General features: G+C 60.0%; 25 protein-coding genes. 20 read left to right on the top strand and 5 right to left on the bottom strand.

Translation table 11 applies throughout. The annotated features are described in order from the left end of the window. The first annotated feature begins 27 nt into the window (after positions 1-27). The 18 genes from FFS45_RS21775 to FFS45_RS21860 all read left to right on the top strand — a co-directional run bounded on the left by FFS45_RS21775 (position 28) and on the right by FFS45_RS21860 (position 19,018). Positions 28-2,043, top strand: a complete 2,016-nt coding sequence (locus FFS45_RS21775) for a conjugal transfer protein TraG (RefSeq protein ID WP_137956701.1) — start codon at positions 28-30, stop codon at positions 2,041-2,043. Beyond that, complete coding sequence (locus tag FFS45_RS21780; protein ID WP_137956702.1) at positions 2,040-2,504, top strand: CopG family transcriptional regulator; 465 nt, start codon at positions 2,040-2,042, stop codon at positions 2,502-2,504. Before FFS45_RS21775 ends, FFS45_RS21780 begins: the two co-directional genes overlap by 4 nt. Then, positions 2,501-3,517: a P-type conjugative transfer ATPase TrbB gene (gene trbB / locus FFS45_RS21785; protein ID WP_137956703.1), complete on the top strand. Its 1,017-nt coding sequence runs from the start codon at positions 2,501-2,503 to the stop codon at positions 3,515-3,517. The genes FFS45_RS21780 and trbB overlap by 4 nt, the downstream gene beginning before the upstream one ends. Then, on the top strand, positions 3,514-3,882 hold the full coding sequence (locus tag FFS45_RS21790; protein WP_137956704.1) for a TrbC/VirB2 family protein: 369 nt from the start codon (positions 3,514-3,516) through the stop codon (positions 3,880-3,882). Before trbB ends, FFS45_RS21790 begins: the two co-directional genes overlap by 4 nt. Further along, positions 3,879-4,148, top strand: coding sequence for a VirB3 family type IV secretion system protein (locus tag FFS45_RS21795; protein WP_137956705.1), 270 nt, complete (start codon positions 3,879-3,881; stop codon positions 4,146-4,148). Before FFS45_RS21790 ends, FFS45_RS21795 begins: the two co-directional genes overlap by 4 nt. Positions 4,149-4,158: 10 nt before the next feature. After that, positions 4,159-6,585 carry a conjugal transfer protein TrbE gene (gene trbE, locus FFS45_RS21800; RefSeq protein WP_137956706.1) on the top strand — a complete coding sequence of 809 codons (2,427 nt, stop codon included), beginning with the start codon at positions 4,159-4,161 and terminating at the stop codon, positions 6,583-6,585. Then, positions 6,582-7,310, top strand: a complete 729-nt coding sequence (gene trbJ / locus FFS45_RS21805) for a P-type conjugative transfer protein TrbJ (protein WP_137956707.1) — start codon at positions 6,582-6,584, stop codon at positions 7,308-7,310. Before trbE ends, trbJ begins: the two co-directional genes overlap by 4 nt. 5 nt (positions 7,311-7,315) lie before the next feature. Next, positions 7,316-7,606 (top strand): hypothetical protein, encoded by a 291-nt coding sequence (locus tag FFS45_RS21810; protein ID WP_137956708.1) that lies wholly within the window; start codon positions 7,316-7,318, stop codon positions 7,604-7,606. Beyond that, a complete protein-coding gene (trbL, locus tag FFS45_RS21815; protein WP_137956709.1) occupies positions 7,603-8,970 on the top strand; it encodes a P-type conjugative transfer protein TrbL in 1,368 nt (455 codons plus the stop codon). Before FFS45_RS21810 ends, trbL begins: the two co-directional genes overlap by 4 nt. A gap of 12 nt (positions 8,971-8,982) precedes the next feature. Continuing rightward, positions 8,983-9,690: a conjugal transfer protein TrbF gene (gene trbF / locus FFS45_RS21820; protein WP_137956710.1), complete on the top strand. Its 708-nt coding sequence runs from the start codon at positions 8,983-8,985 to the stop codon at positions 9,688-9,690. Then, positions 9,687-10,694 carry a P-type conjugative transfer protein TrbG gene (gene trbG, locus FFS45_RS21825; RefSeq protein WP_137956711.1) on the top strand — a complete coding sequence of 336 codons (1,008 nt, stop codon included), beginning with the start codon at positions 9,687-9,689 and terminating at the stop codon, positions 10,692-10,694. The genes trbF and trbG overlap by 4 nt, the downstream gene beginning before the upstream one ends. Further along, a complete protein-coding gene (locus FFS45_RS21830; protein ID WP_137956712.1) occupies positions 10,681-11,973 on the top strand; it encodes a TrbI/VirB10 family protein in 1,293 nt (430 codons plus the stop codon). The genes trbG and FFS45_RS21830 overlap by 14 nt, the downstream gene beginning before the upstream one ends. Next, positions 11,970-12,203 (top strand): DUF2274 domain-containing protein, encoded by a 234-nt coding sequence (locus FFS45_RS21835; RefSeq protein WP_137956713.1) that lies wholly within the window; start codon positions 11,970-11,972, stop codon positions 12,201-12,203. The genes FFS45_RS21830 and FFS45_RS21835 overlap by 4 nt, the downstream gene beginning before the upstream one ends. A gap of 348 nt (positions 12,204-12,551) precedes the next feature. Then, complete coding sequence (locus tag FFS45_RS21840) at positions 12,552-12,836, top strand: DUF6516 family protein (RefSeq protein ID WP_137956714.1); 285 nt, start codon at positions 12,552-12,554, stop codon at positions 12,834-12,836. 4 nt (positions 12,837-12,840) lie between these two features. Further along, positions 12,841-13,188 carry a helix-turn-helix domain-containing protein gene (locus FFS45_RS21845; protein ID WP_137956715.1) on the top strand — a complete coding sequence of 116 codons (348 nt, stop codon included), beginning with the start codon at positions 12,841-12,843 and terminating at the stop codon, positions 13,186-13,188. Between the two features lie 10 nt (positions 13,189-13,198). Next, complete coding sequence (locus tag FFS45_RS21850; RefSeq protein ID WP_212745750.1) at positions 13,199-15,892, top strand: ATP-binding protein; 2,694 nt, start codon at positions 13,199-13,201, stop codon at positions 15,890-15,892. After that, positions 15,889-17,094: a site-specific DNA-methyltransferase gene (locus FFS45_RS21855; RefSeq protein ID WP_137956716.1), complete on the top strand. Its 1,206-nt coding sequence runs from the start codon at positions 15,889-15,891 to the stop codon at positions 17,092-17,094. The genes FFS45_RS21850 and FFS45_RS21855 overlap by 4 nt, the downstream gene beginning before the upstream one ends. Before the next feature lie 64 nt (positions 17,095-17,158). After that, the gene (locus tag FFS45_RS21860; protein WP_137956717.1) at positions 17,159-19,018 is read left to right on the top strand and encodes a Z1 domain-containing protein; all 1,860 of its coding nucleotides are present in this window, start codon (positions 17,159-17,161) and stop codon (positions 19,016-19,018) included. A gap of 51 nt (positions 19,019-19,069) precedes the next feature. On the opposite strand, the gene FFS45_RS21865 is transcribed toward FFS45_RS21860, so the two are convergent. The 5 genes from FFS45_RS21865 to hemN form a co-directional block, all read right to left on the bottom strand. Beyond that, complete coding sequence (locus FFS45_RS21865; RefSeq protein ID WP_137956718.1) at positions 19,070-19,681, bottom strand: hypothetical protein; 612 nt, start codon at positions 19,679-19,681, stop codon at positions 19,070-19,072. Between the two features lie 251 nt (positions 19,682-19,932). After that, positions 19,933-20,139: a hypothetical protein gene (locus tag FFS45_RS21870; RefSeq protein WP_137956719.1), complete on the bottom strand. Its 207-nt coding sequence runs from the start codon at positions 20,137-20,139 to the stop codon at positions 19,933-19,935. Between the two features lies 1 nt (position 20,140). Next, complete coding sequence (locus tag FFS45_RS21875; protein WP_137956720.1) at positions 20,141-20,389, bottom strand: hypothetical protein; 249 nt, start codon at positions 20,387-20,389, stop codon at positions 20,141-20,143. Position 20,390: 1 nt separating this feature from the next. Continuing rightward, the gene (locus FFS45_RS21880) at positions 20,391-21,272 is read right to left on the bottom strand and encodes a hypothetical protein (RefSeq protein WP_137956721.1); all 882 of its coding nucleotides are present in this window, start codon (positions 21,270-21,272) and stop codon (positions 20,391-20,393) included. Between the two features lie 620 nt (positions 21,273-21,892). Then, positions 21,893-23,278 carry an oxygen-independent coproporphyrinogen III oxidase gene (hemN, locus tag FFS45_RS21885; RefSeq protein WP_137956722.1) on the bottom strand — a complete coding sequence of 462 codons (1,386 nt, stop codon included), beginning with the start codon at positions 23,276-23,278 and terminating at the stop codon, positions 21,893-21,895. A gap of 236 nt (positions 23,279-23,514) precedes the next feature. Between hemN and FFS45_RS42770 the strand changes: the two genes are divergently transcribed. Continuing rightward, entirely contained in the window at positions 23,515-23,643 is a 129-nt protein-coding gene (locus tag FFS45_RS42770; RefSeq protein ID WP_283204768.1) for a hypothetical protein, read from the top strand. 7 nt (positions 23,644-23,650) lie between these two features. Further along, positions 23,651-23,908 carry a YkgJ family cysteine cluster protein gene (locus FFS45_RS21895; protein WP_137956723.1) on the top strand — a complete coding sequence of 86 codons (258 nt, stop codon included), beginning with the start codon at positions 23,651-23,653 and terminating at the stop codon, positions 23,906-23,908. Positions 23,909-23,967 lie beyond the last annotated feature (59 nt).

Below are 23,967 nucleotides of genomic sequence, written 5' to 3' on the forward strand. Positions count from 1 at the left end.
TGAAGTAGGAGAAAGTCGGAGGCCGGCATGAACGGGACCAGTGTGCTGTTCGGCCAGATGCTGACGGTGTTCGGCATCGTGGTCGCGGGAACTTGGGCTGCTACCCAATGGACCGCCGCACGCCTGGGCTATCAGCTACGCCTTGGCTCGCCCTGGTTCGACTGCCTTGGCATTCCGTTCTACCACCCATGGCGGCTATTCGAGTGGTGGTACTGGTACGACGCCTACGCGCCGCGCCTATTCCTCAAGGGTGGCGCTATCGCGGCGACCAGCGGCATTGCCGCAGCCTTCGTCGCCATCGGCATGTCGGTATGGCGTGCGCGGCAATCGCGCCTCGTCACCACATACGGCTCAGCTCGCTGGGCTGATGCCCGCGATGTTCGCAAAGCTGGTCTGACGCAACCGGCGGGTGTCTTTCTCGGCCTGCATGATGGCCAGTACCTGCGCCACGGAGGCCCGGAACACGTCCTGTCTTTCGCGCCGACGCGTTCCGGTAAGGGCGTGGGCCTGGTGATCCCCACGCTGTTGAGCTGGCCGGCGTCGGCGGTCATTCACGACATCAAGGGCGAGAACTGGGCGATCACTGCAGGCTGGCGCACACGCTTCTCGCATTGCCTGCTGTTCAACCCGACCGATACTAAGTCGGCCGCATACAACCCGCTGCTCGAAGTCCGGCGCGGCGCGCATGAAGTGCGCGACGTGCAGAACATCGCGGACATCCTGGTCGATCCCGAAGGCGCGCTCGAACGCCGCAACCATTGGGAGAAGACTTCGCACGCGCTGCTGGTCGGCGCGATCCTGCATGTGCTCTATGCGGGCGAAGACAAGACGCTGCGCGGCGTCGCCAACTTCCTGTCCGATCCGGCGTGCCCGTTCGAGCTGACGCTGCACCGGATGATGACGACGCGGCACCTGGGCCCGGATCAGGGAAATCGGCCGCATCCAGTCGTCGCGTCTGCCGCGCGCGAAGTGCTCAACAAGTCGGACAACGAGCGATCGGGCGTGCTGTCCACGGCCATGTCGTTTCTTGGCCTGTACCGCGATCCTACGGTGGCAGAAGTCACGTCGCGCTGCGACTGGCGCATTGCTGACCTGATCGCGTCCGAGTATCCCGTCTCGCTGTACCTCGTCGTGCCGCCGTCGGACATCAGCCGCACGAAGCCGCTGGTGCGCCTGATTCTCAACCAGATCGGCCGACGGCTCACCGAATCGCTCGATGGCAGCGACGGCATCGCGCGCCGTCACAAGCTGCTGCTGATGCTCGACGAGTTTCCGGCGCTGGGTCGGCTCGACTTCTTCGAGACGGCGCTCGCCTTCATGGCCGGATACGGCATCCGTAGTTTCCTCATTGCTCAGTCGCTCAACCAGATCGACAAAGCCTACGGCCAGAACCACTCCATTCTCGACAATTGCCATGTGCGCGTGACGTTCGCCACCAACGACGAGCGCACCGCCAAGCGCATTTCCGAAACGCTCGGCACGGCGACCGAGCTGCGCGCGCAGCGCAACTACGCCGGCCACCGGCTTGCGCCGTGGCTCGGGCACCTGATGGTGTCGCGCCAGGAAACCGCGCGTCCGCTGATGACACCGGGCGAAGTGATGCAGCTCCCGCCCGACGATGCCGTGGTGATGGTGTCGAGCCTCGCACCGATCAAGGCGAAGAAGCTGCGCTATTACACCGACGCCAATTTCCTGCGCCGCGTGCTGTCACCGCCCGCGCTCGCGGTCGGGCACTACACCGACGCGCCGCCGTTGCGGCCGAACGACTGGAGCGGTCTGGCGATTCCCGCCGTACCGGCAGAGTCGGCCGCTGCTGGCACGACCGAGGACGCGACCGGCTCCGCTGATGACGGCGGCCTGCGCCGTCAGCCGGAGCTATCCGAAGTCTCCGAATACAACCCTGAACGGCAACCCGCCGACAGCGACCTGGCGCTGCTCGATGACGACGATTTGCCGTTGCCGCTTCCTCACCAGTTCGATCCGGCCATGCAGCGCACGGCCCGGCTGGCGTCCCTCGACCACGACGACGGACTCCAGCTATGAGTCAGTACCGCCTCAACCTGTTCATTGCGCCCGAGCATGCCAAACGCCTCGACGAGCTGGCGACGAAGAAAGGTGTGTCCAAGTCGTCGATCGTTGCGGCGGCACTCGCGTCCTGGCTTTCACCCGACGCGGGCGACCAGCGCGAGGCGGCGATCGCCAAACGACTCGACCGGCTTTCGCGCCAGTTCGAGAAGCTGGAGCGTGACCAGAACATCGAGATCGAGACGCTGGCGCTGTTCGTCCGCTACTTCCTCACGGTCAGCACGCCGGTTCCCGAGGCTCACCAGGATGCTGCCCGTGCGCAGGGCAAGGCGCGTTTCGAGCAGTTCGTCGAACAGCTCGGCCGCCACCTGATGCGCGGGCGCAGCCTCGTGCGCGAAGTGGTGGAGGAACTGAACCCCGACGCCGCACGGCTGGACGATGCGGTGGCGCAAGCCGAAGCGCAGGAGCGTGCATCATGAGCGCGCTCATTTCCAACCAGGGCCAATCCTTCGCCTCCACGTCGCTCGACCGGCGCATCCGCATGTTGCGCACGGCGATGGGGCCGCTGATCGCCGCCGCGCTCGAAGACCCGGACGTGGTGGAAATCATGCTCAACCCCGACCACACGCTCTGGATCGACCGCCTGTCGTCGGGCCGCGCACCGATGGGCGCGGAGCTGTCCGAGGCGGATGGCGAACGCATCATCCGCCTGGTCGCTGCGCACGTCGGCGCGGAAGTGCATCGCGGCCAGCCGCTCCTGACCGCCGAACTGCCGGAAACCGGTGAGCGCTTCGAGGGCATCCTGCCCCCCGCAGCTCCTGGCCCGGCCTTCGCGCTGCGCAAGCGCGCGGTCGGCGTCATTCCGCTCAATCGCTACATCGCCGACGGCATGATGACCGTCGAACAGGCTGCGTTCCTGCGCGACGTGGTACGTGAGCGGCAGAACATCCTGATCGCCGGCGGTACCAGTACCGGCAAGACCACGCTCGCCAATGCCTTGCTCGCAGAGATCGCCGCGACCGGCGACCGCGTGCTGGTCCTCGAAGACACCATCGAACTGCAATGCACGGCGCGCGACCACGTACCGCTGCGCACGCGCGCAGGCGTCGTGTCCATGACCGAACTGGTGCGCGCCACGATGCGCCTGCGGCCCGACCGCGTGATCGTCGGCGAAGTGCGCGGCGGCGAAGCCCTGGATCTCATCAAGGTGTGGGGCACCGGTCACCCCGGCGGTATTGCCACGATCCACGCCGGCTCCGCGCTCGGCGCGCTCTTGCGCCTCGAACAACTGATCCTCGAAGTCGCCGTGAATCCGCCGCGCGCGCTGATCGCCGAGGCGGTCAACGTCGTCATCCACATCGCCGGCCGCGGCCGGCGTCGCCGCATCGAGCGCATCGCCCGCGTGACCGGCTTCGATGCCACCGGCTACCAGCTTTGCGACGCCATGCCGTCGCCATCCCCATCTGTGCTTCTCTCTGGAGAACCCTCATGAGCCACGCCCATGTTCTGCGTTTTTCCGTAAATCCGCTTGTACGTCTTCGCAGCCTGGTCCAGCCCGCGCGTCAGGGACTCATGCTGGCCGTCGTAACGATCGCGCTGACCGGCACCGCGAAGGCCAGCGGCTCGAACATGCCTTGGGAAGCGCCGCTGCAATCCATCCTCGACTCGATCCAGGGGCCGGTCGCCAAGATCGTCGCGGTCATCATCATTATCGTGACGGGCCTCACGCTCGCGTTCGGCGATACCAGCGGCGGCTTCCGGCGTCTCATCCAGATCGTGTTCGGGCTGTCGATCGCCTTCGCCGCATCGAGCTTCTTTCTGTCGTTCTTCAGCTTCTCCGGCGGGGCGGTTGTATGAGCACGACTACCGACCTGCCGGGCTTCGAGGTGCCGCTGCATCGGTCGCTCACCGAGCCGATCCTGATGGGCGGTGCGCCGCGCACCGTCGCGATCGCCAACGGCACGCTGGCCGCTGCCGTCGGGCTGGGCCTGCAACTGTGGATTCCCGGCCTCGCGCTGTGGCTGATCGGCCATTCGCTTAGCGTTTGGGGCGCGAAGGTTGATCCGCAGTTCATGCAGGTCTTCGCGCGGCACCTGAAACACAAGTCGCTGCTGGATGTGTGAGGTCGATGCCATGCTATACCTCGCCGAATACCGCCAGCGTCCTGCCATGCTCGCCGACTGGCTCCCGTGGGCCGGGCTCATCGCGCCCGGCGTGGTGCTCAACAAGGATGGTTCGTTCCAGCGCACTGCACGGTTTCGCGGGCCGGACCTCGACAGTGCGACGCAAGGCGAACTGATCGCCACGACCGCGCGCCTGAACAACGCGCTGCGCCGCCTGGGATCGGGCTGGGCCCTGTTCATCGACGCCGAGCGCCGGCCGGCCGCCGACTATCCGCGCTCGGATTTTCCCGAGGCTCTGTCATGGCTCGTGGACGAGGAGCGCCGCGCCGCGTTCGAGCAGACCGGCAGTCACTACGAGAGCGGCTATCACCTGACGCTTGTATATCTGCCACCAGAAGAATCGCGCGCACGCGCCGCGAAGCTCCTGTACGAGAACACACCTACGTCCGGCGTGGACTGGCGCGAACGGCTCGCTGCCTTCGTTGCCGAAACCGACCGGGTATTCGACCTGCTCGATGGCGTGATGCCGGAGATCGCGTGGCTAGACGACAGCGAGACGCTCACGTACCTGCACGCGACCATCTCGACGCGGCGCTTTCCGCTGGCCGTGCCGCAGGTGCCGTTTCATCTCGACGCGCTGCTGGCCGACTCGGCGTTGATCGGCGGCCTCGCGCCGATGCTCGGTGACCAGCACCTGCGCGTCGTCACGGTACGCGGCTTTCCGATCTCGACCTGGCCTGGTCTGCTCGATGACCTCAACCGGCTCGGTTTCGCCTACCGCTGGTCCACGCGATTCCTCTGTCTGGACAAGGCCGAAGCGGAGAAAGAGCTGACGAGGTTGCGCCGGCAATGGTTCGCCAAGCGCAAGAACGTCATTGCACTGCTGCGCGAAACCATCTTCCAGCAGGAATCGCCACTCGTCGATACGGACGCGAGCAACAAGGCAATGGACGCCGACGCCGCCTTGCAGGAACTCGGCAGCGATCAGGTGGCGTTCGGCTACGTGACCGCGACCGTCACGGTCATGGATGCCGACGCCGCGGCAGCCGACGAAAAACTGCGGAGGGTCGAACGCACGATCCAGAGTCGGGGTTTCGTCACCATCCCCGAAACCCTCAACGCGGTCGAAGCGTGGCTGTCGTCGATTCCGGGCCATGCCTACGCCAATGTGCGGCAGCCGAGCATTTCGACGCTGAACCTCGCGCACCTGATGCCGCTGTCGGCGGTGTGGGCCGGGCCGGAGAAGAACAAACATCTCGGCGGCCCGCCGCTGATCGTTACGCGCACCGATGGCGACACGCCGTTCCGGCTCGTCACGCACATCGGCGACGTGGGCCATACGCTCGTGGTCGGCCCGACCGGCATGGGCAAGTCGGTACTGCTCGCCACGCTGGCGATGCAGTTCCGCCGCTATCACGGCTCGCGCATCTTCGCGTTCGACATGGGCCGTTCGATGCGCGCCACTATCCTCGGTCTCGGCGGCGAGCACTACGACCTCGGCTCCGATGGCGCGATCGCCTTCCAGCCGCTTGCGCGCATCGACCGTGAAAACTATCGCACCTGGGCGGCCGAATGGGTCGAAGGCCGCCTGCTGCACGAAGGCATTGCCATCGGCCCCGAAGAGAAGGCGGCCGTCTGGTCCGCGCTCGGCAGTCTCGCCGGTGTGCCCGTCGAACAGCGCACACTCACGGGCCTGTCGGTGCTGCTCCAGTCCAATGCGCTGCGCCAGGCACTCGCGCCCTACGTGCTTGGCGGCGCGCATGGCCGTCTGCTCGATGCCGATCATGACCGGCTCGGCAGCGCCGACGTGCAGGGCTTCGAGATGGAGGAACTGATGCCGAGCAAGGCGGCGGTGCTCGCCGTGCTCGGCTACCTGTTCGCGCGCTTCGACGAACGGTTCGACGGCTCGCCGACACTGCTGATCCTCGACGAATCCTGGCTGTTCCTTGACGACCCGGTGTTTGCCGCGCGCATCCGCCAGTGGCTCAAGACGCTGCGCAAGAAGAACGTCAGCGTGATCTTCGCCACGCAGTCGCTCGCCGACATCAAGGATTCGAGCATCGCGCCCGCGATCATCGAGAGCTGCGCAAGCCGCATCTTCCTGCCAAACCCGCAGGCCACTGAACCGCAGATTCGCACGATCTACGAAGGTTTCGGCCTGAACAGCCGGCAGATCGAGATCGTCGCCACCGCCGAACCTAGGCGTGACTACTACTACCAGTCGCGCCTGGGAAACCGCCTGTTCGACCTCGACCTGGGGCCAGCCACCCTGGCGTTCGTCGGCGCATCCACGCCGCAGGACCAGCGCGACATCGACCACGTGCTGATGAACGCCGGCACGCCCGGCTTCGCCGGTGCCTGGTTGCGCCATGGCGGCCTCGACTGGGCCGCCGACCTGATGCCTTCGTTCCTCACCTCAACGGAGATTGAACCATGAAGAAGACCGGACTGGCCGTCATCACGGCCTCGCTGCTGTCGGTGTCGTCCGTGTGCTTCGCGCAGTGGGCGGTGTTCGATGCGGCCAACTATTCGCAGAACCTGCTGACCGCCGCGCGCGAGCTGCAACAGATCGACAACCAGATCCAGCAGTTGCAGAACCAGGCGACGATGCTGGTCAACCAGGGCCGCAATCTCACGAGCCTGAATTTCAGTTCGTTGTCGCAGTTGCTGTCCACGCTGGCGACGACGAACCAGTTGATCTCGCAGGCACAGGGATTGACCTTCAACGTCACGCAGTCGCAGGCGACGTTCAACCGGCTGTATCCATCGTCCTATGGGGCCGGCACCAGCAACGCGCAGATGGTGCAGGACGCGCAGACGCGCTGGCAGACCTCGGTGCAGGCGTTGCGGACCTCGACGCAGATGCAGTCGCAGGCCGCGCAGAACCTGCTGTCGGACCAGGGTGTATTGAGCAGTCTTGTCACGCAGAGCCAGGGTGCGATCGGTGCCTTGCAGGCGAGCCAGGCAACGAACCAGTTGCTCGCGCTGATTGCACGTCAGGCCATCCAGGCACAGCAGCTCACCGTGTCGCAGCAGCGCGCAACGGCACTCGACCAGGCGCGTGCCGCAGCCGATGAGGCGCAGGCCCAGCAGGTCCGTACCCGTTTTATCGGCAGCGGTCCGCAATACACGCCGCAGTCGGTGAGCTTCTACGGGAACTGACGGCCATGCGTCACGTGCTCATCGTGTCCACCTTCGTTGCGCTGACCGCTTGCGGTCGGCACGAACCGGCATGGACGGTCGACGCACTCGCACACGATCCGCAGCGGCTTTACGCACTGCGTCATCGCTGCGCTGTTTCACACGCACACATGGACAGCGCGACCTGTCGCGTGGTGGACGCTGCCTATGCGCGGCGCTTCTTCCTCGGGCTGGGCGGTGCCAGCGAGTACCAGACGCTCGCGGAACTGCCGCCGATTCCGGCGAGCTTCGAGGCGCCGCAGCGAGATCGACTATGAACGATCTTTCCGTCATCGACCAGTTCCTGGCCGTCTTCTCGCAATACATCGACTCGGGCTTCGGTCTGCTGCATGGCGAAGTCGCGTATCTGTCGGCCACATTGATCGTCATCGACATGACGCTCGCCGGTCTGTTCTGGGCGATGGGCGGCGAGGAAGTGCTGGCGAAGCTGATCCGCAAGACGCTCTACGTCGGCGCCTTCGCCTACATCATCGGCAACTTCAATACGCTCGCGGGCATCGTGTTCCGCTCGTTCGTGGGCCTCGGCCTGCTCGCGTCCGGCTCGTCGATCAGCATCGGCAATTTCCTGCAACCCGGACGCCTGGCCGCGATCGGTGTTCAGGCCGGACAGCCGATCCTGCAACAGGTTGGCACGATGTCGAACGGTATCACGGCGGTCTTCAGCAACATCGACATGATCGTGGTGCTGCTGCTCGCCTGGGTGATCGTGGTCATCAGTTTTTTCATCCTGGCCGTGCAGCTTTTCGTGACCCTGATCGAGTTCAAGCTGACCACGCTCGCGGGCTTCGTGCTGGTGCCGTTCGCGCTGTGGAACAGGACCGCGTTTCTTGCCGAGAAGGTTCTGGGTAATGTGGTGTCGTCGGGCGTGAAGGTGCTGGTACTCGCCGTGATCGTCGGCATCGGTTCAACGATCTTCGGGCAGTTCCAGACGCCGGCTGGTGCCGATCCGTCGCTGAATCACGCACTCGCCATCATGCTGGCTTCGCTGACGATGCTCGGACTCGGCATCTTCGGGCCGGGCATTGCGACGGGCCTGGTATCTGGTGCGCCGCAGCTCGGTGCTGGCGCTGCCGCCGGTACGGCGCTGGGCGCGGCGGGTCTTGCCGTCGCCGGTGGTGCCGCCGTGGCGACGGGCGGTGCGGCAGTCGCCGCCGGCACACGTCTCGCAGCGCGCGGTGCAGTTGGCACCGCGCGCGCCGCCAGCGGCGCCGCGTCGGCCTATCGCGCGGGTGCCGCCGCATCCGGTGCAACGGGCGCGCGTGCCTTCGGTGCAGGCGTCGCCAACGTCGCGCGCAGTGGCGCGCAGGCCGCTGGCGAGCGGGTCGCGGCCGGTGCCCGTGCCGTACGCGACCGCGTAGCACCCGCTGCCGGCGCAAACACCGGCACATCGTCCACTTCGCCTCAAGCCGCAGGTGCCGCATCCACACCGTCGGCGACTGCCGATAGCGCCTCGCCAGCATCTGCCGACAAGGCGCCCGACTGGGCGCCCGACTGGGCGCAACGCCTGCAACGCCGCCAGCGCGTCGCACATGGCGCAACGACCGCCGCGCATGTCGTGCGTTCGGCCGATCACGGCGGCGGCGGTGCCGCGCCGGACCTCAACGATTCGTCGAACGAGTAAGGGAGGCAAGCCATGCGCTTCACACGACCCGGCGTGCGCTACAGCGAATCACCTGCGCCCGCTACGCCTTATCAGGCCGCCGCGCAGGTCTGGGATGAACGCCTCGGGAGCGCCCGCGTGCAGGCGAAGAACTGGCGGCTGATGGCCTTCGGCTGCCTCGGCCTCGCGCTGCTCATGGCCGCGGGCCTCGTCTGGCAGTCTGGCCAGTCGCGCGTCACGCCCTACGTGGTCGAGGTCGATCACACGGGTCAGGTCCGCGCGGTCGGCGCGGCCGTCACGCCGTACAAGCCCACCGATGCGCAGATCGCCTATCACCTGGCGCGCTTCATCACCGATGTGCGCTCGCTGTCGATCGACCCGGTAGTGGTGCGTCAGAACTGGCTCGAAGCCTATGGCTATACCACCGACCGGGGCGCGGCCACGCTGAACGACTACGCGCGCGCCCACGATCCGTTCGCCCACGTCGGTCAGGACTCCATATCGGTTGACGTCACCAGCGTGGTGCGCGTCACCGATACCTCGTTTCAGGTGCGCTGGACCGAACAGCACTTCAACGACGGCACACCCACCGGCACTGAGCAATGGACCGCGATGCTCACGCTCGTCATGCAAACGCCGCGTACCGAACATCAGGTGCGCCGTAATCCCCTCGGTATCTACATCAACGGGCTGTCCTGGAGCCGCGACCTGGACGCACCGGAAGGAGCCAAGAAGCCATGAAACCGTCGATCACTGCCATTGCCATCCTTGCCCTGACGGGCAGCCTTGCCGGCTGCGCCACGCAAGGCAAGCCGCCGCCGGCGATCTCACTGGACGAATCGGTCAAGGCGCAGCGGTTGCCCGAGCCGCCCAAGCCGGTTGCGGTCGTGGAAGTGCCGAAGCCCTTGCCGCTACCGGGTCAGATGAAGCCGTTGCCCGGTAGCGCCGATGCGAAGCCGACACCGGAGCCGGCGGACGCGAAGGCGCGTGTCGAGCAGGCCAACGCTGATGCGAGCGTGGTGCCGACGCGCGACGGGTACATCAATGCGATCCAGGTCTGGCCGTTCTCCGATGGCGCGCTGTATCAGGTCTATACGAGTCCCGGCCGCGTGACGGTCATCAGCTTGCAACCGGGCGAGGAGCTGGTGACGGTCGCGGCCGGCGATACCGTGCAGTGGATCGTGGGCGATACCGCAAGCGGCAGTGGCACGAGCCGGCGCGTGGCCGTCATGGTCAAGCCGGTGCGCACGGGGATCATGACGAACCTCGTCATCACGACGAACCGGCGTACCTATCTGCTCGAACTCACATCCACCGCGAAAGCGTGGATGGCCTCGGTGTCGTGGGAATACCCGAAGGACCAGATGCTGGCCTTGCAGGCCCAGGCGCAAGCCGCCGATGCGCAGGCACCGGCAGCCGAGGGCCTTTCGCTCGACCAGCTGCATTTCCGCTATGCGATCACGGGCGATCGTCCATCGTGGAAGCCGGTACGCGCCTTCGACGATGGGCAGCATGTTTATATCCAGTTTCCCGCTGGCATCGCGCAGGGCGAATTGCCACCGCTGTTCGTGGTCGGGCCGGATGGCAAGGGCGATCTGGTGAACTATCGTTTCCATGCGCCTTACGACATCGTGGATCGCCTGTTCGGTGCGGCCGAGCTTCGCCTGGGCGGTGACAAGGCAGCCGTCGTGCGTATCGAGCGTACCGACGGCGTGGCTGCGGGAGCTGGTCATGGGCACGACTGACCACGAAGCCCGGCCCGCGCCGAAGGTCGCGCCCGAGGGCGTGGCGCTGCGCGCCGCACCTCGCGCGGTCACGCGGCTCAACCGCCGCACGCTGGCCGTCTCCGCCACACTGCTCGCGGTGGCCGTAGCGGGCGCGTCGATGTGGGCGCTGCAATCGAAGGGCCGGCGCGGCTCAGGCGACCAGACCAATCTCTATAACGTCGATCGGATCACCAAAGCCGACGACCTCGACCAGTTGCCGGCCGACTACTCGAAGCTGCCGCCGAAACCCGCGCCGACGGCCCCGGCCAGCGTGCCGCAGCTCGGGCCGCCGCTTCCCGGTGACTGGGGCGCGGCGTCGGCCATGCCGCCGCTGCCGGACGGCATGGCGAATCAGGGGCCGTCGGCCGAGAGTGTTGATCGTCAGCGCATGGCCGACGAGATTGCGCGGTCGGCCGTGTTCTTCCGCACCGGCAGCGATGCAGGCAAGCCCGATGCAACCGCCGCATCTGCGGGCACCATGCCGGTAGCCAATGCGGCGGCTGGCGCGTTCAATCCGATGGGCGCCGGGCCGGCGTCCACGGCTGCGCAGCCCAACGATCCGACCGCGATCCAGAACCGGCAGGACCAGAAGGAAGCGTTCATGGCGAAAGGCGGCGATGCGGCGACCAGCAACACCGGCAGCTTGCAGGCGCCGGCTTCGCCGTACATGGTGATGGCGGGCACGATCATTCCGGCCGCGCTGGTGACAGGCATCAATTCCGACCTGCCGGGGCAGATCATCGCCGAGGTGACGCAGCCCGTGTACGACACGGCGACCGGCCACTACCTGCTGATCCCGCAGGGTTCGCGCCTGATTGGCCGTTACGACAGCCAGGTCGCGTTCGGGCAGCAGCGGGTGCTGCTGGTCTGGCTGCGCCTGGTGCTGCCGGATACCTCGTCAATCGCGCTCGACAAGTTGCCCGGCACCGACCCCGCCGGCTATGCCGGCCTGGAGGACGGCGTGGACTGGCATTGGGGCCGCGTTCTGGCGGGTGCTGTGCTGTCCACGATGCTCGGCGTCGGCTCCGAGCTGGCCGTCTCCAATCAGGGCAGCGCCAACGGCAATACGGTCATCGCGCTGCGCGACAGCTCGCAGGACACGGCCAATCAGGTCGGTCAGGAAATCACGCGCCGCGACCTGAGCATCCAGCCGACGTTGACCGTGCGGCCGGGATTCCAGGTGAACGTGATGGTGAACAAGGATCTGGTGCTGCGGCCGTATCAGCCGCTCTTTATTCAGCGAGGGCCGATGCAATGAGCACGTCTACGAAGAAACTGAGGCTTGGACCGCTTCCCGACACGCAGACTGTCAAGCTGACTTTCTCGTGCCCAGCGCCCCTTAAGGCGGATCTTGATCGTTACGCCGTGCTACATGCACAGATCTACGGCGAGACGGTCGACGCGGTAACGCTGATTCCGCTCATGTTGGAGGCGTTCATGGCGGGCGATCGGAGATTTCGGCGCATGGGGCGTTGGGAAGCAGGCTGAAGAGTTCGGCCGCGACTGGGTATTAGCCAAACCTGGCCTACCACCATCCGCCGCCGCAGACGGTGTAGTCGGCGGCGATGAGATCTACGTGGATCTGACCTAAGGCGATGCATCGGTTAAAAATGCGTTGATCTCGAATTGGCTTCTAGCTCCAATGGACATATCAACCGGAAAGCGGCGCAGGTGCGGCCATAAAGGACAATTGCTTTGCTCGGGTGCTGCCTCCGCTGCGCTACCGCCAGGTTTTAGCGCTGAGGATCGAGTCTCGTCCACCGGCATCAGATGCCTTAGCTCCGAGCGTCATTATGGTCATTGACGCCATAAATAGCTTATGGTGAAATTCGCCATATGCCGGCGAAACGGATTTTCTACGACAAACAGATCAACCCGATTAAAGGAACCATCATCGAAATGGTGATCTGGCATTTGCCTTCGCCCGTCGTCGGTAGCCGACACCGATTCAAATACCGGTTGTTTTTCGGTCGGGCAGGCGAGCGCGTTGTGGGTTACGACAACGAGCAGCCCAAAGGCGACCACCGGCACGTCGACGGCCGGGAATTACCGTATCAGTCCACTACGCCGGAGCAGTTGATCGCCGATTTTCTGGCGGATGTTCGAGAGGCGGGAGGGTAACGCGATGAGCAAGAACGTACAGTTACATGTCGGAACGGCCGATGAGATGGGGCAGCGTTTCGTTGACGCATGGAAACGCGCAGAGGCAGGCGCAGAGGTCAATGAGTCGCATTTGACGTTCATTGGCCTAGATACGCTGCTTGCAACGCTTACGAACAAGCGTCTGGATCTGCTCCGTCATGTTCATCGCAACGGAGCAGTGACGGTGAAGGCGCTGGCTGATGCGTTGTGTCGGGACTACAAGAACGTCCATACTGATGTCGCAGCATTGGAGGAGGCTGGGCTGCTAGTTCGAGATGGGCGCAAGATTGCAGCCCCCTGGGACGAATTGCAGGCTAGCATTTCGCTGTAACGAAGAAGGGGTGAATAAAATCGACGCGAAAATGAATGGCCCAGTTCCTTCGCTGGAGACGATCGGCCACTTAGCAAGCACTATGAAGGTGGAGCTGAGCACGCGCTTTCTTGAGCACTTCAGTGAGCAGCTCTATTCTTCGCCCCAAAAAGCTTTTGAAGAGTTGATCTCAAATAGCTGGGATGCGGGTGCAGATTTCGTCGATGTGAGAATCTCGCCGCAGCTTTCGAATCCGGATGCGACTATGTGTATTCTCGATAACGGCGCATCGATGGATGAGGACGGACTACGTGACCTGTGGCACATCGCTTTCTCGCCAAAACGAGATAACCCGATTCAACATGGCCGATCCGTTGTTGGTAAATTCGGAATTGGAAAGCTCGCTACTTACGTTCTCGCCTCTCGCTTGACGTTCATCTGTAAAGCGTCCGACGGAAAGATACGTCGCGTTACGATGGACTACGGCAATATTGATCGTCAAAAGGGGCTGAAAGCAGATCGACTCATTAGCGATCTAGAACTCGAGATTTTCGAGGCTACCGACGCGGATGTTAAGTTGGCCTTGGCGGTCGCAGAAGGAGGCGAAGTACTCTTAGATTTGATCTCGAATGGGTTGAAGGTGGACCTTAGTGACGCCGATCAAGCAAGCGAGTTCGGGGGAGTAAAAGCGGAGCTCACGCGTCCGAAGAAGGATACCTGGACACTTGTGGTGCTTTCGGGTCTCAAGCCCACGGGCCAGGCGTTAAAATTACATGTACTGAGACGGATGCTAGAAGCGGCACTTCCCTTTGGAAGTGAAATGCTTATTCGTGTAAACGGTAGCCGGCTTTTTTCCTCGAAGACCGATTTTCCTGTTGTCAAAGAATGGCGGATCGGACCGGACTTGGGCATCGACTATGTGGAGATTGATGCTGAGGAAGACGGTGACACTGGCGACGACGCCGAAGACAGCGCAGCGGGCGACGAGTTGAGTTCGAAAGCTGCCTACACGGCTGGTAAGTCAAAGAAGACACGGATCGCAGTTTTCAGCGGCAACAAGCCGTTTCCCTATGTCGAGATACCAGGCGTAGGGAAAGTCACCGGATTGGCTCGATTATTCGAAGAGAAAATTAGTGGTGGAAAGAGCGATGAACGAGGTTCGTCGAATGGTTTCCACGTAAATGTGTTGGGTCGAGTGGTGAATCAGCTCGACCCTAGCTTTGGGGAAGACAATCTCAGTCATGCAGCTTGGGCGCGCTTTCGAATGGCCGTTAGAGCGGACGGCTTGAATGAGTTGTTGACGACTAATCGAGAGCAGTTCAAGGAACGTCAGGAGACGAAAGTTTTCAGAGCGTTCCTGCGGCGCGTATTCAATGTAGTCCGCAGTTACCACGATAGCGATGTCAATCTAGACATGCCTGATGGAGGAGACGTTCTCGTAAAATCTCTCGGCGTCCTATCTCTCAGCCCCTTGCGAAACGTAGTATCTGAAACATTACGTACTCAAGCAGCCATACCTGGTCTATTTGACGAATCAGGCATTGCGAATAGAGAGGAGCGGCGAAAAACTTGGCGGGCTAATACTGCCGAGAGCATCCAGAGCGCGCTCGCTCATGTGAAGTATGAAAAAGTGGGCGACGATAGTTTTGTCAAATTCAGAATTTCCGACAACACGATTGTTATCAATAAAGAGCATCCATTTGTCATTGAGCATTCTCGTTCCAAAGCCGAGAAGGAGCTAATTCGAACGATTGCGATGGTCAGCTTGCTGTCCGACGTCTATGCTCTTGACATCGGAATCGAGCCGAGCTTACTCAAGGACGTTAGGTCGTATCGCGACAGACTTTTTCGCTTCCGAGCCATGCAGCGCAGACAGTCAGGAATTTCGATCGCCAAAATTCTGCTGCAAACCCAGCACGACAGTGGAAATAGCAAGCGCATGGAGGCCGCAGTCTCTGATGCTCTGCGATATCTGGGATTTCAGGTTCGGGACCTGGCGAAGCCGGGTGAGCCCGAAGGAATTGCTAGTGCCTATCCGACACCGACCGAATCAGATCCGACCGATGATTTCCCGGACCCGCCTCTTTATAGCTTTTCGTTTGATGCCAAATCATCCAAACATGACGTGGCCGCAACCGGCAATATAAAACTGGATGGCGTTGTTGAGCATCGAGAGCGATTTAAGGCGGACTATGCCCTGGTTGTTGCACCCGGTTTCAGCGACGGCGCACTTAGCACCCGATGCGAGCAGCAACGCGTCACGCCAATAAAGGCGCGTGATCTCGGGCAGTTGCTTGAGTACACTGTAGAATACGGCGCGATTTCTGTTGTCAAGCTGAGAGACATTTTCAAGATTTACGATCCGGATGCGGTGACATTGTGGGTGTCCGAGCTTCGTTCGTATCTCAAGGACAGTCGTCGTCTTACGATCGACATTTTTTTACGGGCACTCGAGGCGCTCAAGGGGCAGGTGCCGGACGTTCTTTCGGCGTCGACCATTGCACTCACATGTCGTCGAGATCTGAAGATTTCGAACGTCAAGGAGGCTGATGTCATTGCTCTTGTAAGGGGGCTATCGATCTTGATACCAGATCTCGTGGGGATTACTGAAGACAAAATTATCATTAACGCAAGTGCGAGACGCGTCGCTGACGCGGTCGCCGTCCAGCTTGAAAAATTACATGACGACGACCCTGACGAAATCGGGGGAGGGGAAACACTATGATTCGCACAATCCATCCATTTCCAGCACGCATGGCGCCAGAGCTGGCTCTTGAAACGCTCAATGACCTGGCCGCAAACAGTGTTGTATTAGATCCAATGTCTGGGTCGGGTACGGTCATTCGTCAGGCCGCTGAAATGGGGCACCGGCCAATCGGCTTTGATATGGATCCGCTCGCAGTACTAATGAGTCAAGTATGGACCAAATCGGTCCCGGACGAGCTCATCGTGACGGTAGCTGAAACCCTTCTCGATGAAGCGCGGAAGATCGGTAAGAAGAAAGTGTACCTCCCATGGATTGACGAGGACCCAGAAACGCTAAACTTTATCGACTTCTGGTTCGGGAAAGCTCAGCAGATCGAATTGCGAAAAATCGCCTACGTGCTGCACGCCTTTGGAGCGCGTCGGTTCTCTAAGGAGAAACATGCGGCTGCGGACGTTATTCGCGTGGCGCTGAGCCGCATTATCGTGACAAAGGAACAGGGCGCATCGCTTGCCCGCGATACGTCCCACAGCAGGCCACACAAGGTCGCAGAAGTTTCGGATTTCGACGTAATGTCGGCGCTTGAGCGTTCGATCATACAAGTTCGCAAGCGACTTGACGAGCATCCCCCTTCGGGCATCTCCGACATCAAGCTAGGGGATGCGCGAGCTCTCAAGAAGGTCGCAAATCAGACTGTGGACGCCGTTCTGACCTCGCCTCCTTACCTGAACGCGATCGACTATTTGCGAGGACATCGTCTTTCGCTGGTTTGGCTTGGACACCGCTTGGGTGATTTGCGAACTATCCGCTCTGCTAGCATCGGCGCTGAGCGTGGACCCGATCAGCCGAGACCCGCGGATATGTTTGAGCCAATTAGGCGTGCGATGTGTGACACGACCTCGCTGCCTACGAGACATGTTGCAATGATCGAGCGCTATTCCGAGGACCTTTATCGCATGATGTCAGAAATTGTGAGGGTTGTTAGGGTCGGTGGGGTTGCCACCTTCGTGGTCGGGAATTCATGCCTGAAAGGCTCGTTCATTCAAAATTCTGCCGGCGTTTCAGCGGCAGCATCTATGTTGGGAATGCGAACGCTTCGCGAATTTGAACGCGATCTGCCTTCAGGTAGCCGCTACCTTCCAATGCCAAAGAGCGGGAGCGGAAATGGGGCGCTGGGGAAGCGCATGCGCACCGAAACAATACTTTCGTTCGGACGAGTCTAGAAGTAGGATGTCAAGTGAATTCCGTGAGTTTTTGAATACCAATTCTTGTTTATCTAAGGCACTCATGTTGAACGCTATCGATTTAGAGAAATTTAAAAAAGAATCGAAACTCATGGATCGGTACGGGAAGCAACTGCTTCGACTGTCTGGAAGTGGCATTCCGACAGATTGCATCGAAGCAGCGGTGAACGGAGCGATTGAGAACTTGACGAAGGCGACCACTTCAGCTCTCGTTATTTATGGCGACCCGCAGAGTGGAAAGACAGAAATGATGATATGTCTAACCGCAAAGCTGCTAGACAGCGGGCATAAGACTATCGTTCACTTAATGAACGATAGTGTGGATCTATTAACGCAAAACCTAAAACGATTTAAAGCATCGGGCCTTGCGCCGGCGGCACGCATTTCTTCAGAACTCCCTGAATCTGTCGCGGGACAGAAGCCTCAAGAACTAGTCGTGTTTTGCAAGAAAAATGCGCGAGATCTTGATAAGTTGATCGAACGATTAAAGGACGTAGAACAGGTCGTGGTCATTGACGACGAAGCTGATTACGCAACCCCGAATGGAAAAGTAAATCAAGGTAAGAAGACCGCGATTAATAAATTGGTCGAGCAACTGATAGGGAAAAAGGGATGCTACATCGGCGTAACTGCTACACCTGCTCGACTTGATTTAAACAATACATTCAACAACAAAACAGAAAAATGGGTTAATTTCCCGCCGCATTCAGCCTATACGGGGCAAGACGTTTTTTTCCCCATCAATAAAAAGGTCTCGTTCCGATTAAAATTACTTGATCAAGCGGGGGACGCTAAAGAAGCACAAGCGGCATTGGTGCGGTTTTTGGTGACAGTTGCATATTTGAACGAAACTGTAAAAGACAAAGAAAAAAACTACAGTATGCTTGTCCATACGAGCGGAAAAAAACAGGATCACAGCACAGATTTAATTACGATCGAAGATTCGATAAAGACCCTGCGTGACAGTGATAGTGATGGGTTCGAAGGGTTAGTCACATTGGTTCATTCTACGGCGCAGGAATTGTATAAAGATGCAGACGCCAATCAGTTAACTTCTTACGTCGTATCCAATGCATCACGAGCGACCACTGTCGTATTGAATAGTGAGAGAGATCGGGCTGCCGCGGGTGACAGCGCCACGGAGCCCTCCTCTCCATTTACCATAATTATTGGTGGAAACATAGTTTCGCGAGGCGTCACGTTCCCAAATTTATTGGCAATGTTTTTTACACGGAATGTTCGTCACAAACTTCAACAGGATACCTATATTCAGCGCGCCCGGATGTTTGGTGCTCGCAACGAATATTTGAAACACTTTGAACTTACAATTCCAGCCGATCTTTATGCCGATTGGCATCGATGCTTTGTCTTTCATCGACTGGCGCTAGCCACCGTGAAGACGAATCTGGGCTCACCCGTCTGGATTGGAGATAGTCGAGTCGCGGTTGCGTCGCACGCGAGTATTGATAAGGCAACAGTCACGCTTGATAAAGGTGAAATGTCTTTCGGCGTCTTTGATTTTGCTCCTGATTTGGATGAATTGATTTTAAAAAATCGGAGCAGTTTGGATACGTTAAAATTATTGCGCGATAAACTTGGTGAACAGGCGTTGCCCCATTTTCTGATCGAATATATCCGAGCGGTGATTATGGATGATGCTGAATTGCTTGCAATCCACACTGCTTCGTCGATTGCAGGATATGGTGCTTCTGCCGACAAGGCGACCATTTCTCGGGAAAAGGGGTTCATGGGTAAGAATCAGCTAGAACCCAAGAAATTTCCAATTGCTATGCATCATATTAAGATATTTTATAACGATGAAGGTAAGGCAAAGCTTTTTTATAAATACAAAGAGCGTATTCAATTTGTCCAGAACATGGCGGATGTTCTCCAGGCCGCATAAGGTTCGATGCCAACTCAGTATCTGCGACTCAATCGTTCGCCAGTGGGCGACTTAGGTATCCGATAAAGGAAACTGCAATGGATGCATTTCAGCGATCGGTGGAAGGTTGCCGCTCAATGCTGTATAGAGCGTAAGCATCGCCCGTTGTAGATGATTTAAGTTAATGTAAATTTCGCCGTCGACGGGGATGTCACGTTTTTGTTTGTTGTTGTAGTTTTCGGCGTACCGAAACGCAGTCGCGCCGGGATCTATGAGAGCGATTTCCTTTAGGCGCTTTATGATCCAACTCGGCGCCGCCGCACCACCCTTTGTGACGGCTAAAGAATTGAGCTCGTCAGCGAGCTTAGACAAGTCGTGCGTTTTTACCTTGCCGATAAGGCTCTTTACCATAAGTTCTAGCGCGTGCCGGTATAGGAAAAGCGCTGGGTTGACGAGCTTGTAGTCTTCCCACGCCTGGTTTTTGATTGATTCAATCAGTAGGTGAGCTGCGTCGAAATATTGCTGGCTCAGCTCATTTAAGGTCGGCAGCGACATACCGCCGATCATGAACCCCTGCGGTCCGGACCAGGGGTCTTCGCGCACCGACGCATCGGACGGTTCTTCAAAGATGGGTCGATGCATGGCTTCGTCGGTAAAGATATCGGACAACATGATTTTTTCCATACTCACTCCGTGGTGACGAAGCCTACGGCAGAAAGTCTTTTCAGGACGATGAAGGACAGGGGCCCTGAGTGTATTATTGGAGTTGGTTGATAACGAGGTCGAAAGAGTCGATACCTCGCAAATTGCTCCGTCTCCCGCCCCGGAAGAAGATGTGTGCCTTTGACGGTAAAAGCGACGGTAAAGCCCCATGTCGATCACAGCCAATCCTTTTAACCACGCGGGCTTGGGCGGTCAGTTGATGATCGAGTGGTTTATTTTCCCTTCGGCGTCGTCTTGTTGTTCGATGCGACAGGCGTCGTACTCGACCGAATGCCGTTTTGTTTGATTTGTTTATCGATGGACTTGATTTGCTCCCTTACCTGCCGAAGAGCATCAGGTCGGAGATGACGGATACCTTCAGCGCTATCACCAACACCAACCCAGTTCGATGTTTTGCTAGGCTTTTTGGTATCCGTCATTTTACTTCCCCTTGGAACTCGGGTTGTTTGCTTGGGTTGCCGGTGCGGAGTTGGAAGCTTGGGCCGAGGGCACGGACTGGGCCTGCGATGCGTTCGAGGTTACACCACTTGCGTTCGGACGCAGCGAGTTGATACCGACAAGCGATTTTTGCAAGGAAGTAGGGTGAAGCTTGCTGATGCTGTCAAAGCTCTCGTTAGCCGGGGTCAAGCCAGAAACGTTTGCCTCATTGGTGTTGCTGTCGTTATCCATGTCACTTACCTTTATCAGTTGGATTTGATGCGGGACGGCTGGCTGGCGCCACCGGAGTTGATGAAGCTGGACGTGAAGATGTTGCCACAGGCACGGCCGATTGAGTCTCTTGAAGAGACAACGCCGGAACACTGCTGCTCGCGCTGCTGTTGACGCTGTCGCTCCGAACAGTGGGAGTCGCGGGATGGGCGGGTTTGTTATCAGCCTCTTCCTTCACCTTGTCATATGAGTCCACGGCAGCGGAGACCCCGACGAACGCAGCACAAACAACGCCGATGAAAAAGACGCACATCACGGCAAAGTCGAAGCGCTTGAGCTTCTTGGTGCTTAACTGCTCCTGTCCCTGAACCACATGAATGATGTGGTCCTTGTTCAAGCGAAAAATCCACAACAGCAAAAGCAGGTCGACCGAAAAGGCGCTGATGCCACCCAAGTAGCCGGCAAGCTCGCAAGAGGTCTTGAGACTTGATGTGGTGAGCAACGTTACAAGCAAGCCAAGACCACCGGCCGCTAAGGTGAATATACCCTTGTCGTACTCAAGCGACGTGGTGTAGTAGCCATCGAGCGCGGCGGCGTAAAATTCAATCTCGCGGTCTTTTTCAAATTCTTGCTCTTTCTGTTCAAGCTCGTCCGCTCTCCGGTGAAGCTCTTCTGCTTGCCGCTGCTTTTTCAACTGCCGCCGTTTGTTCGGTGTCGTTGTACGCAAATTCGCCTCGCGTGCTGAACGCAAAAAAGCCGCACATCCGGAGATGGCGGCTCTTCGCTGAATGGTGGTGCCCGAGGCCGGAATCGAACCGGCACGCCTTGCGGCGGGGGATTTTCTTCCCACTTCGACTTTCGCCGCCGACGCTTCCGAAGAAGCGGCGTTCGTGGTCTGGAGCACGCCTTCACCATAGCGCCGCGTGTTACCGCTTTGCCTTAGGTGCCCGCCGTCTGCTCTCTACACCTTCCCTTGGATCTTTCGATCCGAGGGTTTGGCTCGGCATTAGCTCGGACTGAATTCGTCCAGGGCCTTCACCGAGTTTGACGGGCTTCACCTCAAGAATTTCTTCGAGAGGGCTCAAATTTGGTCTGAGTCCCCTGCGTCTACCAATTTCACCACTCGGGCATGACGCGATGTTACATCACTACCTACTACGACCTACCAAGAGCCAGTACGCGCCGTACCGACTCCTGATTGGCTCCTAGCTCGAAAAGCCGACTTTTCGCTCAGGAGCCGCAATTTCCTGAAAACCTTTGCCAGACGTGGCTTTGCAGACGATGAACCTAGACTAACCGTAGGTACAAGTACCTATTTTTGAGTCCCCTGCGTCTACCTGTTTCACCACCTGGGCTTGTCTTGCGACACGCGCGCATAGAACTGCGCGCGGCGGGAAACGCAGATTATGGCTGAAAACGCCGGGCAGGGCAAGTTCCCCTTCCGTCCGGGCCTGCCGGATAAGGCGGCAAACGGCCCGCGCGGCGGCACGCCTCGCCGCGTTCCCAGAATGAATGCCTGAACCCTCAAACCGTCCGCGAGAACCGCTCCAAGGTCTGCTGACCGAGATACCGGTCGAACACCATCGCGATGTTGCGCACCAGCATGCGCCCGGCCATCAGGACTTCGAGCCTGCCGTTTCTGATCGACACCAGTCCGTCCTGTTCGAAACTGCGCAGACGCTCCAGCTCCTGCGCGAACGTATCGGCGAAGCGGATGCCATAAACCGCCTCGAATTCGTCGAGGCGCAGTTCCAGGTTGCACATCAGTTCGGTGATGACGTCGCGGCGTAGCCGGTCGTCGGCGGTGAGGCGCATGCCACGTGCGATCGCGAGGCGTCCGGCGTCGATGGCGGTGCCGTAGCCCAACAGATCCTTGGCGTTTTGCGCATACACGTCGCCCACTTTGCCGATCGACGATGCCCCAAAGCCGATCAGGTCGCACTCCGCACGCGTGCTGTAACCCTGGAAATTGCGGTGCAGGCTGCGTTGAGCCTGGGCGCGCGCCAGTTCGTCGGTAGGCAACGCAAAGTGATCCATGCCGATATACACATAGCCCGCGCTGGTCAGCCGCTCAACCACCAGCCGCAGGATCGCCAGGCGCACCGCCGGCGAGGGCAGCGCGGTGGCGTCCATCCGGCGTTGCATCTTGAAGAGCTGCGGCATGTGCGCGTAGCCAAACACCGAAAGCCGGTCAGGCGCGAGCGCCAGCATGGTGTCGAGCGTTCGGCTAAAGCTGTCGACCGTTTGATGCGGCAGCCCGTAGATCAGATCGACGCCAATCGAATGAAAGCCGGTCGCGCGTGCGGCTCGCATCACCGAGGCGGTCATTTCCAGCGGCTGAATCCGGTTGATCGCCTGTTGAACCAGTGGATCGAAATCCTGTACGCCGAGACTCAGGCGATTGAAGCCGAGATTGCGCAAATGGACGATGGTCTTGGCCGACGCCTCACGCGGATCGACCTCGATCGAGAACTCGCCCGCCGAGTCGGGGCTCAGCGTGAAATGCCGGCGAGTTGCCGCCATCAGCTCGGTCATCTCGTCGTGCGAGAGGAAGGTCGGTGTGCCGCCGCCCCAGTGCAACTGGGAGACTGGCCGCGCGGTGTCGAAGCAGGCCGCCTGCGAGGCGAGCTCGCGCTTGAGCCGCTCGAGGTACGGACGGGCATGAGCGCGGTTCTTCGTCGCGACCTTGTTGCAGCCGCAATAGAAGCACACGGTGTCGCAGAACGGGATGTGGAAGTACAGCGAGAGGTCCGTTGCCGAGGCGCCGGGATCGGCTGCGGCGCGCAGATAGTCGGCCTGGTCGAAATTGTCGCGGAACTGAAGGGCGGTCGGGTAGGACGTATACCGTGGGCCGTTCGCGCTGTACTTGGCGAGCAGGTCGGGACGAAACAGGGTATCGGCGGTGGTCATGGGTGGCTCGGTGGGCGCCACGCCGGGAAGGGCGGAAGAGACCTGCGGGTCGGCTAGGCCGGATGGAACGGGGCAGGCGCCTTCTGAGCGTGGCCTTGGGTATCGTGGCCAGTCTACGTGAGCACCCAAGGCCTGCATTGTGTAAAAAGGTCGCACGCGGCGCAATGGCACAATGCGGGGTTGGCGTGCTGCAGGGGCGCCGTCAGCGGTCGTTGGAGTGTTTCAGGAAGAATGTGGTGACTGTCGAATCTCTGTTTCAGGTAGCGGGTCATGCGTGCCGCCCGGACTGCGGCGCGTGCTGTATTGCGCCGTCGATCTCGAGTCCGATTCCCGGCATGCCGCACGGCAAGCCGTCAGTCAAGTAATTACACCATGAACTGTCGCCCCAACTGCGGTGCATGTTGCATCGCCCCGTCCATATCTAGCCCCATCCCAGGCATGGCTCGTGGAAAGCCAGCGGGAGCACGCTGCATCCAGCTCGACGAAGATGACCGATGCATGATTTTTGGTCGTCCGGAGAGACCAGTCGTTTGTCAGTCTTTGCGGCCAAGCGATGAGATGTGCGGGGAGAGCCGAGAGCAAGCTATTCGCTGGCTCGATAGAGTGGAACGACAGACTTCTCCCAATTGAGCGTGGCTATAATGATGCGCCGCACCTTTCGGCGGTTACAGGGCGATAGAAAGAAAACT

It is taken from the genome of Burkholderia sp. 4M9327F10 (assembly GCF_005503145.1).
Lineage (GTDB): Bacteria > Pseudomonadota > Gammaproteobacteria > Burkholderiales > Burkholderiaceae > Paraburkholderia.

Coding starts and splice junctions, on each gene's coding strand:
- FFS45_RS21855 (WP_137956716.1), top strand. CDS start 15,889: ATGATTCGCACAATCCATCCATTTCCAGCACGCATGGCGCCAGAGCTG.
- trbL (WP_137956709.1), top strand. CDS start 7,603: ATGAACGATCTTTCCGTCATCGACCAGTTCCTGGCCGTCTTCTCGCAA.
- FFS45_RS21895 (WP_137956723.1), top strand. CDS start 23,651: ATGAACTGTCGCCCCAACTGCGGTGCATGTTGCATCGCCCCGTCCATA.
- trbJ (WP_137956707.1), top strand. CDS start 6,582: ATGAAGAAGACCGGACTGGCCGTCATCACGGCCTCGCTGCTGTCGGTG.
- FFS45_RS21775 (WP_137956701.1), top strand. CDS start 28: ATGAACGGGACCAGTGTGCTGTTCGGCCAGATGCTGACGGTGTTCGGC.
- FFS45_RS21845 (WP_137956715.1), top strand. CDS start 12,841: ATGAGCAAGAACGTACAGTTACATGTCGGAACGGCCGATGAGATGGGG.
- FFS45_RS21860 (WP_137956717.1), top strand. CDS start 17,159: ATGTTGAACGCTATCGATTTAGAGAAATTTAAAAAAGAATCGAAACTC.
- FFS45_RS21870 (WP_137956719.1), bottom strand. CDS start 20,139: ATGACGGATACCAAAAAGCCTAGCAAAACATCGAACTGGGTTGGTGTT.
- FFS45_RS21790 (WP_137956704.1), top strand. CDS start 3,514: ATGAGCCACGCCCATGTTCTGCGTTTTTCCGTAAATCCGCTTGTACGT.
- FFS45_RS21810 (WP_137956708.1), top strand. CDS start 7,316: ATGCGTCACGTGCTCATCGTGTCCACCTTCGTTGCGCTGACCGCTTGC.
- FFS45_RS21795 (WP_137956705.1), top strand. CDS start 3,879: ATGAGCACGACTACCGACCTGCCGGGCTTCGAGGTGCCGCTGCATCGG.
- hemN (WP_137956722.1), bottom strand. CDS start 23,278: ATGACCACCGCCGATACCCTGTTTCGTCCCGACCTGCTCGCCAAGTAC.
- trbB (WP_137956703.1), top strand. CDS start 2,501: ATGAGCGCGCTCATTTCCAACCAGGGCCAATCCTTCGCCTCCACGTCG.
- FFS45_RS21835 (WP_137956713.1), top strand. CDS start 11,970: ATGAGCACGTCTACGAAGAAACTGAGGCTTGGACCGCTTCCCGACACG.
- FFS45_RS21840 (WP_137956714.1), top strand. CDS start 12,552: ATGCCGGCGAAACGGATTTTCTACGACAAACAGATCAACCCGATTAAA.
- trbF (WP_137956710.1), top strand. CDS start 8,983: ATGCGCTTCACACGACCCGGCGTGCGCTACAGCGAATCACCTGCGCCC.
- trbE (WP_137956706.1), top strand. CDS start 4,159: ATGCTATACCTCGCCGAATACCGCCAGCGTCCTGCCATGCTCGCCGAC.
- trbG (WP_137956711.1), top strand. CDS start 9,687: ATGAAACCGTCGATCACTGCCATTGCCATCCTTGCCCTGACGGGCAGC.
- FFS45_RS21875 (WP_137956720.1), bottom strand. CDS start 20,389: ATGGATAACGACAGCAACACCAATGAGGCAAACGTTTCTGGCTTGACC.
- FFS45_RS21830 (WP_137956712.1), top strand. CDS start 10,681: ATGGGCACGACTGACCACGAAGCCCGGCCCGCGCCGAAGGTCGCGCCC.
- FFS45_RS21780 (WP_137956702.1), top strand. CDS start 2,040: ATGAGTCAGTACCGCCTCAACCTGTTCATTGCGCCCGAGCATGCCAAA.
- FFS45_RS21865 (WP_137956718.1), bottom strand. CDS start 19,681: ATGGAAAAAATCATGTTGTCCGATATCTTTACCGACGAAGCCATGCAT.